Genomic DNA, 320 nt, shown 5'->3' on the forward strand with positions numbered 1-320 from the left:
GTCATTTCCCAAGCGCTTGAGGCCAAGACCAGTAAACGCTCCCAGTGAGGAACCTGCAGCTGCATTAGGTCTTTACCTGTGTCAGGGTGGTGGGTTACGGGTAAATCGTATTGAACAGCGCGTACGGCTTTGCCTGTCGCTATGTCAATACCCACGCCCACAGCACCTTGGTGCAAGTTAGCCTTTCCGTCAGAGTTAGACGTTGATAGACGCATCATCGCCATAACAGGGTAGCCTTTGAATACGATGATACGTACATCGGGCACACCCTCGTAGCTGTAACCCTCGAAGCAGCTGTCGAACTTAATCAAGTTCTCTAC

Annotated in this window: 1 protein-coding gene; it reads right to left on the minus strand. The window is 51.2% G+C overall.

The genetic code is table 11. From position 1 onward, the window contains the following. The coding region (locus AB4585_RS27905) for a sugar-transfer associated ATP-grasp domain-containing protein (protein WP_372172005.1) at positions 1 to 320 on the minus strand (320 nt) is incomplete at both ends.

The organism is Vibrio sp. 10N.222.49.C9 (assembly GCF_041474985.1).
Classification (GTDB): domain Bacteria; phylum Pseudomonadota; class Gammaproteobacteria; order Enterobacterales; family Vibrionaceae; genus Vibrio; species Vibrio crassostreae_C.